We start from the raw sequence: 16,926 nt of genomic DNA, 5'->3' as shown, positions 1-16,926 counted from the left end.
AACTATACCACTTCATGTACTGTAGATAAAATGGTCTGCCTTCAACTGTTTACTCATTGTTTTTATACCACATGTACAATGCATCTGTCATTTCATTCGATACAATGTTCAGCAGCGAAATGACCTTTTTGTATTCCATTCTCATCGGACCTAGTAATGCAATCGTTCCAAGTTGCCCATCCCCTAACTGGTAGGAGGAGGTAATTAAGCTGAAATCTTTAATTGCATCTACTTCGTTTTCTTTGCCGATCGAGACATTAATACCATGGTCTGTATGTTTGAGCAGGCTAATTATTTCTTCTTCTTTATCCATCATGGTAAAGAAAGAGCGGATTTTATCCACATCGTTAAATTCAGGCTGTCTTAAAATATTAGATTTACCACCAATATAAAGTTTGACCGGGTGATCTGACAAAAATGCTGCTTTAAGGTAATCATAGGATCGATCAAAATCCTCTACATACATCTTCATCATAGCTGCAATTTCTGTGTTGAAAATCTCTTGCAGCTTTAAAATAGGTACATCATGCAACCGAGTATTCAAGATGTTTACCATTCTTTCCAAATCTGATGGGTTTACCTCAGCCGGAATGGAAAACGATCTGTGTTCAACATGACCTGTATTCGTTACAAGGATAGCTACAGCTGTATGTGCCGATAACGTAATCAACTGTACTTGCTTCAACTTCGTTTCGAATAATTCCGGCCCCAAAATAATGGATGTATAGTTGGTTAATTCAGACAGTACTTCGGCTGACATTTGAACAATCTGTTCAAATTCGAAAAACCCATCCTTTAACATATGGCTGATAACATTCCCCTTGTGAGTTTGCCCCGCCGGAGAAATCAAATGATCAACATAATAGCGATAGCCCTTTTCAGACGGGACTCTCCCAGAGGAAGAATGTGTCTTTTCCAGGTAGCCTTGCTCTTCTATATCTGCCATTTCGTTGCGAATTGTTGCAGCACTAAATGGTATATGCTCTTTCTTTGAAATAGCTCTAGACCCAACAGGATGAGCTGACTCGATGAAATCATCAACAATGACTTGTAGTATTAATAACTGCCTTTCTGTTAACATGATGATCACCCCTGTTAGCACTCTCTAGCAGCGAGTGCTAATTCTAATATTAAATTATCAAATCATAATTTTTTTGTCAACGACCATGCCTTACAAATTGAAAATTCCACATAAGAACCAACATTTAAAAAAGATTGGTTATCTTCATTTCTTATATTGTAACCGGATCATCAAGTAAGAAACGTTCAAATACTTCGTTTGCAAGAAGAAGACCGTCATCTGTTAGACGCAACCATTCTTTATCTTCAGCCAACCAATCTCTACGAATAAGCTCCTCAATCGAATTACTGTAAAGATCTGCTGGGGCCATGCCAAACTTATTTTGAAAATGCTTCTTACTTACCCCTTTCGTTCTACGAAGACCTAGGAACATTTCTTCTTCAATTCTTTCTTTCCTAGTAATAGTATCTACATGAAGAATTGGGTGGCCGTCTTTCATTGCTTGCTTTGTATAAGCTGGAAGTGGCTTGATATTCCCGTAACGTTTACCTGGTAAATAACCATATGCACCAGCCCCAAAGCCGTAATAATATTCATTACCCCAGTAAGTTAAATTATGCTTACTTTCGTATCCTGGTTTCGCAAAATTACTTATTTCGTATTGCTCAACCCCATAAGCTTTCGTCGTCTCCCTTAGTAAATGATACATGTCAACTTCTTCTTCCTGTGCTGGACGATGAAGTTTCCCTTTTTTATGCTTCTGATAAAATACTGTCTTTGGTTCGATTTGCAATGCATAAGTAGACAAATGTGGAAGTCCAAAAGACATAGCTTCTTCTAATGATCCCTTGAACTGGTCTACCGTCTGGTTCGGCAAAGCATAAATCAAATCAAGACTTATATTTGAGAAACCATGTTGCTTTAATCTATCTACAGTTTGATAAACATCTTTAATTTTATGCAGTCGCCCCAGTTCTTCTAACTTTTGGTCATCAAACACCTGTACTCCTAGAGAGATTCGATTGACACCATATGCTGCAAGAAGCTGTATCTTTTGTTCATCAAAATCACCTGGATTTGCTTCAATCGTATATTCTTCGCAACTTGAAACATCAAATTTTGTATCAATAATTTTTAAAAGGGATGTAAGCTGCGTTAAAGTCAATGCAGTAGGGGTTCCTCCGCCGATAAAAATTGTTTTGATTTTGTTTTTCTCACCTGGTACATTCGTATTAATTTCATTTGCTAATGCCTCTATATACTCTGTAGCCAGCTTTTCATTAAAGAAAAACTTGGTGAAATCACAATAGTGACAGATCTGCTCACAGAACGGAATATGAACATAAACCGATTGAATTTCGTTTTTCAATGTAAATCCTCCAGTGTAAAAGGAAAAGGGAAACCTGCAGGCTTTAACACCCACAAGTTCTCCCTCCCTTTACGATTAATCATCATTCATTTGTAAGACGGCCATAAATGCTTCTTGTGGCACTTCAACAGAGCCTACCATCTTCATTCGTTTTTTACCCTCTTTTTGTTTCTCTAATAATTTACGTTTCCGTGATATGTCCCCACCGTAACATTTAGCTAGCACATTTTTACGCATTGCTTTAATAGTGGAACGGGCTACGATTTTATTCCCAATCGCCGCTTGAACAGGGACCTCAAATTGCTGGCGTGGAATAAGTTCTTTTAATTTGTCGACAATTTGCTTTCCTCTTTCATAAGCAAAATCACGATGAACAATAAAGGAAAGCGCATCAATCGTTTCTGCATTTAGAAGAATATCCATTTTAACTAATGTAGATTCTCTATAACCAATTAACTCATAATCAAAAGATGCATACCCTTTTGTTTGAGATTTTAGTTGATCAAAGAAATCATACACTATTTCTGATAAAGGAATGTTATATACTACATTAACGCGAATGTCATCTAAATATTCCATATCAATAAATTGCCCGCGCTTTTTCTGCGTTATTTCCATAACCGCACCCACGTACTCATTAGGTACCATTATCGTAGCCTTGACGAATGGCTCTCGAATTTGACTTATTTGTTGAGGATCTGGCATTAATGATGGATTATCTATCTCCATCAGTTCTCCATTCGTTTGCTCAACTTCGTAGATTACACTAGGAGCAGTAGTTATTAAATCAATATTAAATTCTCTCTCAACTCGTTCCTGAATAATTTCCATATGCAATAGACCAAGAAAACCACAGCGGAAACCAAAGCCTAATGCCTGTGATGTTTCAGGTTCGTATTGTAGAGAAGAATCATTTAATTCAAGTCGTTCAAGCGCCTCTCTAAGATCATTATAGTCATTCGAATCGACAGGATAAAGACCACAGAATACCATAGGATTCAGTCTGCGGTAGCCTGGTAACGGCTCTGTAGCAGGTCTATTAGCAAGTGTAATGGTATCCCCAACTCTAGAATCCCCAACATTTTTAATGGAGGCTGTTAGGAAACCTACATCTCCTACTGTAAGTTCCTTTTTACTAATAGGCTTCGGTCCGAAAACACCTAGCTCATTCACTTCGAATGTTTTTCCGGTTGCCATCATCTGTATTTTGTCTCCAACTTTTACAGATCCTTCTTTAATACATACATAGGCAACAACCCCACGATAAGAATCGTATAATGAATCGAAAATTAATGCTTGAAGGGGCTTTTCAACATCTCCCGCTGGCGCAGGGACTGCTTCGGTAATCCGTTCCAATATGTCTTCAATACCGATATTCGATTTGGCGCTTGCTAGAATAACGTCATCCTGATCAATGCCGATAACATCTTCCAACTCCTGCTTCACCCGGTCTGGATCAGCACTTGGGAGGTCAATCTTATTAATGACTGGAATTATTTCAAGTTCATTATCTAATGCTAGATAAACATTCGCCAACGTCTGTGCTTCGATCCCTTGGGCTGCATCCACTACTAGGATTGCTCCTTCGCAGGCAGCCAAACTTCTAGAAACTTCATATGTAAAATCCACATGTCCCGGTGTGTCAATTAGATGAAATATAAATTCTTCTCCACTTTTGCTTGTATATTCCAACTGAACTGCATTTAATTTAATTGTAATACCGCGTTCTCTTTCAAGGTCCATTGCGTCCAGTAACTGATCCTTCATTTCGCGTTGTGTTATCGCTTTGGTGTTTTCCAAAATCCGATCAGCCAACGTAGATTTGCCGTGGTCAATATGGGCGATAATTGAAAAGTTACGGACATTTCTCTGTTTTTTTGCCATTATTGGTGTTCACTCCTACATGCCTTTTATCTTAAATTAGATAAAAGTTCCAAATTTATCGTTGTAATTTATCCCGGTGTAACCGTCCGTAAGACTCCCACTTCAAACATGAGGTGAAACCGTTAGTAGGAGTAAACGGACGCTAACATCCCGATTCGCTCAACTAACAATCAGTGGGGGAAGAATGAAAACCCCCACTGATTGAAGTTTCACTTTATATAAGGATTATGAATCCCCTTTAAGTTCACTATCAAATAATAATCTATAACTCGGGTGGAGCAACCTCTTAAAAACTCCTACTTCTAACAACGATAAGGGCTAGCATTGATTATAGCAATAGCCTGCCTTATATTCAAGAAATATCGAAATACGAATAAAGCGTCACCACCTGACTTATGAGATAGAAAGAAAGTCTCTGGCTGAAATCTATAGCAAATCTTCTTTGTTAAGTTGAGAAAATCTCGCTAGTATTGAAAGGTAGCATGTGTGAACGCATCCTTTCATAGAACGAAAAAAAGCAAAGATGTTATAAGCATCCTTGCTCCCCCCCTAAAAAAAGATCTGTGAGATTTGGTACATAATCTGTACAATTGCTTCATAAAAGCCTTTAACACCGGCCTCCATTATAGAAGCCGTCTTTTGGGTGAGATTTGTTGGTTCTTCCATTTGGAGAGAGGTAGCAGAATTATCAGGTGACTCTTCTGTCTCTTTCTCATTCCCCGAAACAGGTAGCTCTTCCTTCGATTCATCAAGCTGTTCTGCTTTCGGTTCTTCAAGGATCATTGCTTCGTCCTTATTGAGGCCATATAGCATCCCCGTCAGGAAAAAGACAGCGAGCAATAACAAGACAACGATTGAACGTAACATCGATTACTCCCCTTCCGCATTGGCATCAACTTTCTCGGCATCCCAATAAAATTCACTAAACACATCTGCAATTGCATCGGCTGATCGGTAAAGCTCATCCATATTATTTCCCACTCCACCAACCTCTACTAATAACGCATTTTCCGTAAGATCTTGATTATAAATACCATTCACACCAGCGCCAGCTTTCGTTATTACCCCACGGCTCAGCCCAGGGTACTTTTTCTCTATTAGATGATGAAGTTCCGTGGCGACTTTTAGATTCTTTTCATGATTTGGGTGCTCTAATCCCACTACAAACATGATCCGGGCGTAATTCTCTCCATTTAGCTTTTTGGTTGTTTTTTCCCTTGCAATCGAATCACGATGCAAATCAAAGACATACTGGATTTCCTTATTTGTTGCCAGTGCCTCAGCTGCGACTTCCCGAGAAGCGTCGTATGACTTTCCATAGCCCCAACCCTTGCCATTCAGTATACTCATAATGTCACTATCATCTACACTGGTACCAATACCATTTTTCTCTAATGATTCAGCAAGACGATCACTCACCATTGTTATATTAACTTCTTTGTGACTCGCCTGATTTGGATCTGTCACACCAGGAAGGTGCGGCAAAAAGGACTCTCTATTGTGTGTGTTGTATATATAAACGACATCTCGATCACCTGTGGTAGGCGTATCTTCTGTCTCCTCAATTTTCTCCTTATCCTCTTCTACATTGCCTTCGCTTTCTTTGACTACTGCATTACGATCTTTTAGAACATCCTCTAAAGGGGGAGATGATTCCATTGGTAAATTTGTATAGTTAGTGCCTTCTCCAGCGATCAGAATACGACTGTCAAACTCCGAAAATCCAGGTAATTCATTGCCGAGAAGGCTTCGTGGATCATTTGGCTTTACACTAGTTGCAACTTGTAATAATGCTGAAGATATTTTTGGCATCCTTTTGTCCTCTGGATATGCTTCTCTATAGACTCTATTTTCCATTCCAAGTAGATAGAGGAAGGTAGAGCTATCGATATCACTGGTCAAATTGGTAATGACTTCTGATGATAATCGGTAAGCTGGCTTTATGGTGGTGAGTATCCCGATACCAATAAATAGTACGATGATACCGAGCAAGTATAGCCCACCTCTTTTATATAAAGTCTGTATCCCTTTATTTCTCCGCAGCATACATCTAACCTCCCGAAATCCAACTCTATAGTTAACTCTATGAGCTGTGTTTCGGAAGTAGAACTAATTCTTTTAGAATGCTATGACTTTAATAGAGAGTCATTTACTATCTCGAATAGGAAGCAAAATTGTCGACATTTACTTTTTCATGAAGTGCTGCATTAATACCATTAGAAATAACACTTGCCATATCAATCATAAATCCATCTACTTCTTTTGGTGTTACCATTAGATTATGACCAATCGGTGTCAGCACTTCTGTAATTAATTTCCGCTTTTCTTCATCAGATAGTGTGCCGACAATACCAAGAAAGGTTTGTCTCTTTTCATCATCTGGAAGGTCTTCCTCTGTAAATTTTTTGGCGCCAAAATTCATACTTGCCGGTGCGAGCGCCTTAGATGGTCTGTCTTTCTCGTTCCATTCCCTACCAAAATGCTTTAAAATATAATCGATTGTATCACTAGTAATAGTTACGGCATCTACTACTGTTGGAACACCTATTGCCATTACCGGAACACCAAGTGTATCTTTACTTAGTTCTTTCCTTTTGTTCCCTACCCCTGAACCTGGATGAATCCCAGTATCAGATAGCTGTATTGTCTCGTTTACTCTTTCAATAGAGCGTGAAGCTAATGCATCAATTGCTAAAACAAAATCCGGTTTTAATTTCTCCACAATCCCAAAGATGATATCACTCGTTTCTATACCTGTTACACCCATCACTCCTGGAGTAACTGCAGCAACAGGGCGATATCCTTCAGAGACCGTTTCCTGTTGAAGCTTAAACAAGTGACTCGTCACAAGTATTTTCTCAACCGTCATCGGTCCTAGTGCATCTGGGGTAACATTCCAATTTCCTAACCCCACAATTAAACCAGTACTGTCTGGTCCTATATTATTTTTGGCGATTAGTTCTTCTAACTCCTTCGCCAAAATTTTAGCCGCTGCTTCCTGCCTGGCTGTATCCTGTTTTTTTACACCATCAGCATAAATGGTAATGTATGAACCAGGTTTCTTTCCAAGCATTTTGGCTCCCTCTTCGTCTATATCAACATAGGATATCTTTATGTTGTCTTGCTCTCTCTCTTTAATGGTCACCCCTGTTAGCTTTCTTTCATCAGATTGATCCTTTTCCACGTACATATCCTTTGCTTCAATAGCAAGGTCTGTACGGACTTGAAATACCTTATCTTGTTGCTCCTTCATGTCTCTCATCCTTTCAGAACTCATTAGTAATTAGAATTGACAAATTCACCTAAAACATACAATTTGCCGAAGAAGACAACAAAGCTATTGAAAACAATCGGTTCCTTTGGTAAAATGTCTCTTGTCCACTAACAAAGTAATGAAGGCATTGCCTTTGCTTAAATTAGATTGGGATACATTAGAATTGGAATGTAAGTTGAAGTTCTTTTAGGAGGTGAAATAATGGCTAATATTAAATCTGCAATGAAGCGCGTAGAAACAAGCAGCAAAAAACGCTTGCAAAATAACGCTCAGAAATCAGAAATGCGTTCTCAAATTAAACGTGTTGAACGTCTTGTAGAAGCAAATGATGCGGAAAACGCACAAGCTGCTTTACAGTCAACAATCAAGCATATTGACAAAGCTGTTCAAAAAGGAATTATTCATCAAAACAACGGTGATCGTCAAAAATCCCGTTTGACTAAAAAAGTTAATACAATCGGTGCTTAATAGACCAAATAAAAAACGATCCCCTAAGGATCGTTTTTTTACTTACCAATAACTAATTTCGTTACTTAGACCAAAATCCTCCAATGACCCACATCATCTTATCTGGACTAAATCATAAAGCAAAAGTTCCAGTGTAAGCTCTTTTTCCATTCCGCCAACTTTCATTGCTGCATCGGCATTAGCAAGCTTGTCCATTATATGTTGCAACACATGAAGCTGAAATTTCTTCTCCCTGCTTAAGGCAATTTTAATAACATAAGGGTGTACACCAAGTTGCTTTTGCATCTGGGACTGTGTATAACCCTTCTGTTTTAACAGTTTTACTCTTAAGATGGTGCGAAACTGAAAACTAAGCAATCCAATTAGGGCAATTGGTTCTTCCTTCAATTTCTGCAAATCTTTGGAGATAGAGATTGCCTTATACAAATCTCCCTCTATTACAGCATCAACCAAACGAAGCGATGAGTTATCTGCAGTATGTGCAATTAACTGTTCTGCTATCTCCCTTGTGATAACTCCATCCTCTCCTACATATAATGCCAACTTCATCAATTCATTCTCTAACATCTGCAGGTTAGTTGACAACTCTGATTCAAAAATTTCCAATGCATCAGGAGCAATGCTCACTTTAAATTGAACAGCTAAGTCTTTAATCCATTTATTGACTTCATATTCTTTTACCGGGTTACATACTGCCACTGTTGCTTGCTTTTTAAGTAGCTTGCTTACTTTCTTTCGTTCATCGATTTTTTCATATGGTGCTATCAACACAAGGACCGTGTAATCAACAGGATTAGAAAGGTATGTTTCTAATGTACTTACCTCATGTTCAAAGGATAATTTATCAGGCTTAGCTTTTAAAAAGACTGGGTTATTTGCAAAAACTAACTTCCTACCACCAAAAAAAGGATAGGTTTCCGTATCCGTAACGACCTCTTGAATTGGTGTCTCATCTAATTCATATATCGAAAGATTTTCCTTCTCCTGACCTAACACCTGCTTTATTAGTTCCTTTTTAAGTTTCTCGATAAAATATGTTTCCGTTCCGTAAATCATATAAACCGGAGCAACTTCTTTTTTCAAACTTTTCATGACTTCCAGATAACTCATTCCACTCACTCCACTACTATGTATACCATAATGGTACGTCTTCAAAGGTGGAATAGCAAGGAATTTTTAGAGGGAAATAAACTTCGTTATTTCCCTCCGATATCTATATAAACGCTTTGCTTCAAGGCCTAGGAACTATCAGCAAAACGATATTTGTTCTCCTTTATAGAGTATCCATCATGTCTTAAAGTATGGTTGTTAAGTCTTTCTATAATTGGAGACGTATAAATTGTCTGTAACAAATATTTAGCCATAAGTGGATTTTTTAACGTTTTTAATTTATACTAAATGGTGATATAGGAGGGGTAAAAGTGAATGATTTTGAAAAGAATGTACAATCCAAAAACAATGATGTAGTTGATTCCATTAAAGGCTTTGCTTTTTCATTTATTTTCTTCACTTTAATTTTTGCGATCGGTGTCATTATCAGCGTAGCCGGCCGTTAGACGTGAATAAAGTAATAAGTAGTCAGCAATATGCCGTGCTGATTAACCAAGAGACTGCTCCGATACAGTCTCTTTTTTCTTGGAGTTATAAAATGAGCACGTAGCATTCTTTAATGAAAGTAGCACCATCAGGCTAGCTTTGCTTCTTAACCTAACACTGCGCTTTTGGTCATACGTTATCCTATGGTAGAAATTTATAAAAGGTTCCTGCTTCTTGGGTAAATACAAACTGTACCGCTCCATCTTTATCTGTTCGTAAAATCGTGGCTTCAATATTCTCCAATCCAGCAATGACTTCCTCAGTTGGATGGCCATACCTATTATTCCTTCCAGCTGATATCAACCCAATTTCTGGCTCGATATGGTCTAAAAATGCATCATCCGATGATGAACTACTACCATGATGCGCAACTTTTAATACATCAATAGATAAATGCTCGTAAGAACGCATAAGCTCCTTTTCTTCCTCTCTGCCAATATCACCGGTGAATAGCCATGATTGTCCACCAAGTTCTGCTAGTAGTACGATTGAATTTTCATTTGGAGATCCTTTATCATTCATTGGTGCCAGCACATGTAGCTGTTGTCCGCCCAAATTAAGTTGATCCCCCTGTTTAACACGCTGAACTGCAATATTTTTTTGATTCCATAATTCTTTTGACCTCTGATCAATCTCATAATAATCACTCACTATAATCTGATCTGTCTTATACTCCTCTGCCAAATATTGGACACTACCGGAATGATCAATATCCTTATGCGTTATTATAATGGCATCAAGCTTGGTAACCCCTCTCGATTTTAAATAGGGCTGAATAATTTGTTTATATTTCGAGTTGGTTGGTGTTCGTTCAGGAAACGATACACCAGCGCCCGCATCTATTAAAAAAACTCCTTTGCGGTATGGCAATTCAACAACATAGGCATCTCCCTGCCCAATATCAAGCATTGTAACCACTCCATACGGCGAGAAATAGGGTATAGCTACAAAGTACGAAACAAAAATCACGATAGTTGAGCCGGCGACAAATGCATTTTTGTTGTCTTTGTTTTGTACATAATACATAAAAACAAAAAATAACCCGTAATAGACAGCAACAAACTCAATTGCCATTCCGTCCATTGTCCATGGATAATTAACATGCTCGTCAAAGAACGTAAGCAAAGTTAAAAGTACATTTTGCGCCATTGAAAATAACTTATCGAAGAGATTGATAATCGGGAAAGGAGAAATGAGAAGAAAAAGGAACATGGAGGGAATGATCAGAATAGAGAAATATGGAACGACAAGCGTGTTGACCAAGACAGAGAGTGGCTGAAAAATGTAGAAATGATGGAACAACAATGGAAGGATCATCATTTGGGCTACAAAGCTAATCTTTAACCCTTGTTCTATCAGTGAATTTGAATTAGAAAGCCATTTTTGTGAGAGAAGTAATCCTAGCGTAACGAGAAATGAAAGTTGAAACCCAACATGGTAAACCATATAAGGATTGATTAAAACAAATAGTAGAAACACAAAACTAAGGACGTCGGTGTAACTAAAGGCTCTCTTAAATTTTCTTAAGAGGATAAAACATAGTACCATCATGCTTGCACGCCAAATCGAAGGCTCTCCTCCAGCTACAACTGCATAGGCAGGAAGTAAAAATAGTATAAGCCACTGTGCTTTTTCTTTTGTAAGCAAATTGAGTTTTAGTAGGGCGAAATACAAAAAAGCCACAAATAAACCAACATGTAAACCTGAAATTGCCAAAAGATGAGATAGACTCCATCGTTGAAAAAGTTCAATGGTATCTTCGGGGATTGCGGAATCATCTCCCAGTACTAAGCCCTTCATCCAGGCACTCGTATTTGAAGATACTCGTTTATCTATATAGGTGGATAAATTTTCACGTAAGGTGTAAAAGCGGTGAAATAAGTCTTGGCCTGTACAGGTAACGTCATGTAAAGCGTTTAAATTTACTTGATACGTTATTTTCTTCGAAGCTAAATAGTCCCGATAGTTAAATTCTCCAGGATTCGTACTCGGATTAGGGCGTTCTGGAACCCCCTGGAATTCGCAAGTAGCGCCAGACTTTAAATGAGATGAGGTTAATGTTTCTGGAGCATCATTTTGGAAGTACATAACGAGGTAACGTTGATTAGTGGCGTTATCTTCAAAGGTGAATTGGATGTGTGTTGGGTTCTTTTCGATCGGCCCGTTAATTTGACCAATAAAGCTTTGTTCAGGAAGCGAGGTTCCTGAGAATCCAGGTTGGGAATCTTGGATCTTTGGAATGTAGAGGAGGAAAAAGCAAAGGAAGGCTGAAGCCAGAAGTAACGTAACCTTTCTCAGCCTTCTTTGAAATAATAAGTATCCAAGCCATATAATATAGCAGGTACCAAAGAGATAATTCGATGTCAGAACGGTGATAATACTAACCGTGACAGCCATCGCTACGATATGCCAGTTTCCTTTCAAGCTTAACCCCTACTAGTTGTTGCGGAAAATAAGGCATCCGCTTTCTCTTTTAGTTTTTCAAATTCCTTATGCTCGGTACTATCCGACAACATAGCAAGCAACTCGTCAACATAGTTTTGTTTTTCTTGATAATTTAAATCTACAGCTAAGTAATCCAAGGCAACCTTTTTCACAGAAACGCCAGCTTCTTTAAATAACTGAATGGCATATTCATTGTTTCGATAATCTTCTTTATAATAGATCGTTTTAATACCTGCTTGAATTAATTGCTTAGAACATTGGAGGCATGGGAAATGAGTTACGTAGACATCCGCATCTTGCGTTGGTACCCCAAATTTAGCACATTGTAATAATGCATTTGCTTCTGCATGCACGGTTCGTACGCAATGACCATCCACTACATAACAGCCTTCATCAATACAGTGGATACTTCCGGAGACACTCCCATTATAGCCACCAGCAATAATTCGCTTATCTCTTACAATGGACGCACCTACCATCAATCTAGTACAGGTACTTCTCAATGCGAGTAGCTGACTTTGTGCCATAAAATACTGATCCCACGATATTCTTTCCATTATTAAGCCCCCTTTTTCAATATGCTATTAGTAGTTTACCTTTCGTTATTTCTGTTCGTCAATAAAGTGAAACTTCAATCAGCGAGGTTTTCATTTCCCCCACTGATTGTTAGTTGAACGAATCGGGGTGTTAGCGTCCGTTTATTCCCACTATAACTTACAGTTTCACTTCATGTTTGGAAGTGGGAGTCTTACGGACGGTTGCACCGGGATAAAGTGGTTATGGCACTTGAATAGAATCTTGTAACTGTTCGATTGTTTTTTCACCAATTCCCGAAACTTTAAGTAAATCTTCCAACGATTGAAAAAGTCCATTTTCTTCTCGATAAGCAATAATTGCCTCTGCTTTACTCGGCCCAATCCCACTCAGTGTCTCAATTTCTTCTTTGCCAGCCGAATTAAGATGTACCTTTTCTGAGCCTATCTCGTTATTGGACACATTTTCAATAACGTCTCCGGTTGTCGGGACAATAATACTCATCTCATCATGTACCTTTTGTGCAAGATTTACTTGAGTTTGATCAGCTTCATTTGTGAAGCCACCAGCTCTTTGGACCATATCATGGACTCGTTCCCCTAGAGTAGCTTCAAAGACACCAGGATTGTTTACCTCTCCTTTAATATCGACATAAATTGAAACATCCTCGACAGAGGCATCTTCAGTATCGTCCGGAGGATCATCCGTTTGGGAGGGGGTTACTTGATTGAGGTTTTTATCACCTGTAGTAGAATTATCTCTTGAGAGAAACAGAAACAGGATCATAACAGCAGCCGCGACAATAAAGATCCCCGCTTTTTTTACTGTTTTTAACAACGTTTTCCATCTCCTTTCATTAAAATTAGGGGATATCTTTTATATTCGATACCAACTCTCGTATTCCTTCAAACAAAAAAAGAGGAGGATAGTTTAACTATCCTTCCCTTTTTCAGCTGAAAAAAAGATTCTCTCCGCATGTTCCAAGTCAATTTCTTCATTCTCCTGGAAATCCCCGTGTACTTTTATGTTTTTAAAGCCTGTCCTCTTTAATAAATTTATATAAAAATTCGGTTTATATGTCCGTTGGTGATGATTTTCATCAAATCGTACATATGTGTCGTCCTCTTGATACTGAAAAAAAGTCAACTCATGAAACATTTCTCCTGGCACCTCTCCTTGATGACAGAACCAAATATAGGAAGCATCTTCCAGTACATCTGCAAAGGTTTGGTTTACGTAGTTATTTTCGACTTGATGGATGGAATGCACATCAAAAATGAACAGCCCATCTTCTTTAAGGCTATCCGCCACTCCTTGAAAGACGCTTGTTAAATCATTTTCCTCAGTAATATAGTTGATTACATCACAATAGCTAATAGCTGCATCCAAATCCCCAAGGCCTTGTAATTCTTTTAGATCCTGATTTAACCACTGGACTTTAAGGCCTGCATTACTACACTTTTGTTCCGCATATGCTAGCATGTCAGAGGAATAATCAACACCTATCACCTGATAGTCCTCCATCGCAAGTCGTTTGGTTATCTCACCAGTGCCACAACCTAAATCAGCGATTTTTTGTACGGATTTTCCATATTCTTTAAAGATGTATTGCGTAAATTCAAGCCAGGCATCATACGGTGCACTCTCCATGAGGCGGTCGTATACGTTAGCCATCTGTTTATAGGCCATCTATCTAGCCCTCATGATCAAACTGAAGGCGTTCTGCGTCTCCCCAGAGTCTTTCAAGATTATAATAAACACGCTCTTCTCTATGGAACACATGACATACAACGTCACCTAAATCAACAAGAACCCATCTGGATTGTTCTAGGCCTTCAATTCGACTAACAGCTACACCTGCCTCATCCATCGCTTCTTTAATACCTCGCGCTATTGCCTGAACCTGTCTTTCTGTGTTTGCATGGCAAATTAAAAAGTAATCTGCAACTAATGACACCTCATTCATATCAAGTGCCGTAATATCTTCTGCACGCTTGTCATCACAAGCCTTTGCTGCTAATTTTACAATTTCCTTATTTTCCATTCATTCATTACCTCCGTTTATGTGACTGCTTAAATCATTGTAAGCATGGAATGTATCCGGGTAGATTTTAGCATTTTTTCTTATTAAATATTGTATTGTATTTCGAACTGCTAGCCAGCAGGCATGCTCCAAATTTGTTTTCGCCGACTCTCTAACTTCTTCTATGCCAGGAAAGCTTCTTCCTGGTTCAATATAGTCAGCCAAAAAAATAATCTTTTCTAACTTCGTCATATTGGCTCTTCCAGTTGTATGGTATTTGATAGCGCCCTTAATATCTTCGTCTTTTAGGCCACATTCCTCTTCAACCAAAATTGCTCCAATTGGTGCATGCCATAGCTCAGAATGAAAGTCCAATAAATCGTTAGGCAAGTTAAATGCTTTGATTTGCTGTTCCATTTCTTTTAAAGGACGATACTTAGCATAATCGTGTAAAATTCCTGCTAACTCCGCCTTTTCCTTTGACCCACCATAGAGATCAACTAGATAGCGCGCTGTTTCTGCTACCCGAAGTGAATGGTCAAACCTTGCCTCTGTTAGGTGAGGCTCTACAAGCTCCTTCGCCTTACTAATTTCCATATAAATAATTCTCCTTAATATACGCTTGCACACGTTCTGTGGTTAGATAAGTGATTTGTTGATTTAATTTTACCCTTTGCCTCAAATCTGTGGAAGAAATGTCAACACTAGGAATATCAACGATTATTACAGGGTAATCCGTGTCTAATGTCGATCCTGCTCTTTTAACCCCTACAAATTGTACTAAGTTAACTAACTCTTCAATTTGATACCATTTCGGCAAATATTCCACCATATCTGCGCCGATAATAAAATAGAAGTCATGATCAGGGTGCATTTCCTTTAAACGCTTGATGGTATCAATCGTATAGGATTTTCCCGTCCTATCTATTTCTATTGTATTCAGCTTAAAAAAGGGATTATTACTAATTGCACAATTAACCATTTTCATACGATCTTCTGCAGTTGTACCTAGATCCGCTTTATGTGGCGGAGTAAAGGAAGGAATAAACCAAACTTCCTCTAATTCAAGTTTTTCACGCGCTTCCTCAGCAATCATGAGATGACCAAGATGCGGAGGATCAAACGTGCCACCTAGGATACCTACTTTCTTCATATAAAACACCCCTTCTTTAGGGAAGTAAAAGCTGTTTGTTCTCTTCAGACTCGCGGTAAAGCACAATATTGTTTCCAATTATTTGAGCAATTTCCGCTCCCGTTCCCTCTGCTAGTTTTTCCGCAACAGTATGCTTATCCTCAAGGCAATTTTGTAAAATACTTACCTTAAGTAATTCCCTCTTCTCGAGTGCATCTCCTATTTGCTCTATCATGTTGTCATTTACCCCATCTTTTCCTACTTGGAAAATAGGCTTAAGCTGATTTGCTTCAGCTCGCAAAAATCGTTTCTGCTTACCTGTTAACATCGTATCATCCTTCCAATATTGTTTTTAATTCACTATCCATCTCACCAATAGGTACGCGCTTGCCTGTCCAAATTTCAAAAGCATACTGTGCCTGGTACAATAACATGGTATGCCCGTAGTGGAGCTTTGCTCCAAGATCATCAGCCTGCTGTAAAAAAGCAGTCTTAATCGGTTGGTAAACGATATCGCTTACGATTGCGCCCTTTTTTATTTGGTTTAATGGAATAATTGATGTATCCGTTTCTGGTTTCATACCCACTGAAGAGGTCTGGATAATGAGATCGTACCGTCCAGTTAGTCTTGCTGCCTCTTCTAATGTGAACACTTCTGTCACGGTTCCCTCACCTTGAAGAAGTGCAATTTCCTCTGCCTTTTCTATTGTCCGATTTGCAATATCGACGTTTTTAAAACCTGCATTCACAAAAGCATGATAGATTCCCCTACAAGCACCACCTGCACCAAGTAGTAAAACATGTACATTATCCTGTTTTATTATTTCTGGATATTCTTCTACAAGCGACCGTAAATAACCCATGCCATCTGTGTTATATCCTATCCATTGCCCATCCTCAACACAAATTGTATTAACAGCACCAATATCAGCTGCTCCGGGATCGACCTGGTCTAAAAAGGGAAGAATCTTCTGCTTATAAGGGACTGTAATATTAAAGCCTTTTAAATTTTCCTGTTTTAGCATGGAAATCTCTTCCTGAAAGTTCTTATCAGGCGAAATTTCTATTCGTCTATAGCTACCATTTACTCTAACTTGATTCATAAAGGACTCATGAATCCATGGAGAAAGAGAATGTTCAATCGGATATCCAATTAACCCAAGACGATAGACCATAAGCT

18 protein-coding genes are annotated in these 16,926 nt (G+C 38.5%); 2 read left to right on the top strand and 16 right to left on the bottom strand.

The window, feature by feature from the left end; translation table 11 throughout:
• Positions 1-49 precede the first annotated feature (49 nt).
• The 6 genes from hrcA to gpr all read right to left on the bottom strand — a co-directional run bounded on the left by hrcA (position 50) and on the right by gpr (position 7,527).
• A complete protein-coding gene (hrcA, locus tag K3T81_RS05795) occupies positions 50-1,081 on the bottom strand; it encodes a heat-inducible transcriptional repressor HrcA (protein WP_106896974.1) in 1,032 nt (343 codons plus the stop codon).
• Between the two features lie 151 nt (positions 1,082-1,232).
• Positions 1,233-2,390, bottom strand: coding sequence for a radical SAM family heme chaperone HemW (gene hemW / locus K3T81_RS05790; protein ID WP_238018806.1), 1,158 nt, complete (start codon positions 2,388-2,390; stop codon positions 1,233-1,235).
• Between the two features lie 75 nt (positions 2,391-2,465).
• Entirely contained in the window at positions 2,466-4,274 is a 1,809-nt protein-coding gene (lepA, locus tag K3T81_RS05785) for a translation elongation factor 4 (protein WP_238018805.1), read from the bottom strand.
• A 549-nt stretch (positions 4,275-4,823) separates the two neighbouring features.
• Entirely contained in the window at positions 4,824-5,141 is a 318-nt protein-coding gene (locus K3T81_RS05780; RefSeq protein ID WP_238018803.1) for a hypothetical protein, read from the bottom strand.
• Positions 5,142-5,144: 3 nt separating this feature from the next.
• The gene (gene spoIIP, locus K3T81_RS05775) at positions 5,145-6,320 is read right to left on the bottom strand and encodes a stage II sporulation protein P (protein ID WP_238018801.1); all 1,176 of its coding nucleotides are present in this window, start codon (positions 6,318-6,320) and stop codon (positions 5,145-5,147) included.
• 106 nt (positions 6,321-6,426) lie between these two features.
• Entirely contained in the window at positions 6,427-7,527 is a 1,101-nt protein-coding gene (gpr, locus tag K3T81_RS05770; protein ID WP_238018799.1) for a GPR endopeptidase, read from the bottom strand.
• A 222-nt stretch (positions 7,528-7,749) separates the two neighbouring features.
• Between gpr and rpsT the strand changes: the two genes are divergently transcribed.
• Positions 7,750-8,016: a 30S ribosomal protein S20 gene (gene rpsT, locus K3T81_RS05765; RefSeq protein ID WP_106896979.1), complete on the top strand. Its 267-nt coding sequence runs from the start codon at positions 7,750-7,752 to the stop codon at positions 8,014-8,016.
• 93 nt (positions 8,017-8,109) lie between these two features.
• Here rpsT and holA read toward each other — a convergent pair whose 3' ends face one another.
• Complete coding sequence (holA, locus tag K3T81_RS05760) at positions 8,110-9,126, bottom strand: DNA polymerase III subunit delta (RefSeq protein ID WP_238018797.1); 1,017 nt, start codon at positions 9,124-9,126, stop codon at positions 8,110-8,112.
• A gap of 311 nt (positions 9,127-9,437) precedes the next feature.
• On the opposite strand from holA, the gene K3T81_RS05755 reads away from it, so the two are divergent.
• A complete protein-coding gene (locus tag K3T81_RS05755) occupies positions 9,438-9,572 on the top strand; it encodes a YqzM family protein (RefSeq protein WP_036572483.1) in 135 nt (44 codons plus the stop codon).
• Positions 9,573-9,753: 181 nt separating this feature from the next.
• Here the strand turns inward: K3T81_RS05755 and K3T81_RS05750 are convergent, their stop codons facing one another.
• The 9 genes from K3T81_RS05750 to aroE form a co-directional block, all read right to left on the bottom strand.
• Positions 9,754-12,036, bottom strand: a complete 2,283-nt coding sequence (locus K3T81_RS05750; RefSeq protein ID WP_238018795.1) for a DNA internalization-related competence protein ComEC/Rec2 — start codon at positions 12,034-12,036, stop codon at positions 9,754-9,756.
• 2 nt (positions 12,037-12,038) lie between these two features.
• The gene (locus K3T81_RS05745) at positions 12,039-12,614 is read right to left on the bottom strand and encodes a ComE operon protein 2 (protein ID WP_106896982.1); all 576 of its coding nucleotides are present in this window, start codon (positions 12,612-12,614) and stop codon (positions 12,039-12,041) included.
• 220 nt (positions 12,615-12,834) lie between these two features.
• Positions 12,835-13,428, bottom strand: coding sequence for a helix-hairpin-helix domain-containing protein (locus K3T81_RS05740; protein ID WP_238018793.1), 594 nt, complete (start codon positions 13,426-13,428; stop codon positions 12,835-12,837).
• A 93-nt stretch (positions 13,429-13,521) separates the two neighbouring features.
• Positions 13,522-14,280: a class I SAM-dependent DNA methyltransferase gene (locus tag K3T81_RS05735; protein ID WP_238018791.1), complete on the bottom strand. Its 759-nt coding sequence runs from the start codon at positions 14,278-14,280 to the stop codon at positions 13,522-13,524.
• Positions 14,281-14,284: 4 nt separating this feature from the next.
• Complete coding sequence (rsfS, locus tag K3T81_RS05730; protein WP_036572473.1) at positions 14,285-14,635, bottom strand: ribosome silencing factor; 351 nt, start codon at positions 14,633-14,635, stop codon at positions 14,285-14,287.
• Positions 14,636-15,211, bottom strand: a complete 576-nt coding sequence (yqeK, locus tag K3T81_RS05725; protein WP_238018789.1) for a bis(5'-nucleosyl)-tetraphosphatase (symmetrical) YqeK — start codon at positions 15,209-15,211, stop codon at positions 14,636-14,638.
• Entirely contained in the window at positions 15,201-15,767 is a 567-nt protein-coding gene (locus tag K3T81_RS05720) for a nicotinate-nucleotide adenylyltransferase (RefSeq protein WP_106896986.1), read from the bottom strand. Before K3T81_RS05720 ends, yqeK begins: the two co-directional genes overlap by 11 nt.
• A gap of 16 nt (positions 15,768-15,783) precedes the next feature.
• Positions 15,784-16,074, bottom strand: a complete 291-nt coding sequence (gene yhbY, locus K3T81_RS05715; RefSeq protein ID WP_106896987.1) for a ribosome assembly RNA-binding protein YhbY — start codon at positions 16,072-16,074, stop codon at positions 15,784-15,786.
• Between the two features lie 4 nt (positions 16,075-16,078).
• A complete protein-coding gene (aroE, locus tag K3T81_RS05710) occupies positions 16,079-16,921 on the bottom strand; it encodes a shikimate dehydrogenase (protein WP_238019035.1) in 843 nt (280 codons plus the stop codon).
• Between the last annotated feature and the right edge of the window lie 5 nt (positions 16,922-16,926).

Source organism: Oceanobacillus jordanicus (assembly GCF_022095695.1).
Taxonomy (GTDB): domain Bacteria; phylum Bacillota; class Bacilli; order Bacillales; family Amphibacillaceae; genus Oceanobacillus_B; species Oceanobacillus_B jordanicus.
This window is presented reverse-complemented; position numbering and strand designations above follow the sequence as displayed.